Source organism: Ruminococcus sp. N15.MGS-57, from assembly GCF_000980385.1.
Taxonomy (GTDB): domain Bacteria; phylum Bacillota; class Clostridia; order Oscillospirales; family Ruminococcaceae; genus Hominimerdicola; species Hominimerdicola aceti.
Map to the genome: position 1 here is coordinate 1 of NZ_LARF01000156.1, position 321 is coordinate 321.

Genomic DNA, 321 nt, shown 5'->3' on the forward strand with positions numbered 1-321 from the left:
CCCGGGAACGTATTCACCGCGGCATGCTGATCCGCGATTACTAGCGATTCCGACTTCATGCAGTCGAGTTGCAGACTGCAATCCGGACTACGATCGGTTTTCTGGGATTGGCTCCGTCTCACGACTTCGCTGCCCTCTGTTCCGACCATTGTATGACGTGTGAAGCCCTACCCATAAGGGCCATGAGGACTTGACGTCATCCCCACCTTCCTCCGGTTTGTCACCGGCAGTCTCACTAGAGTGCCCTTTCGTAGCAACTAGTGACAAGGGTTGCGCTCGTTGCGGGACTTAACCCAACATCTCACGACACGAGCTGACGAC

Annotated in this window: 1 rRNA gene; it reads right to left on the minus strand. The window is 55.8% G+C overall.

Going from position 1 to position 321, the window contains the following annotated elements:
* Positions 1–321, minus strand: a 16S ribosomal RNA gene (locus WS40_RS11065); the annotation flags it as partial.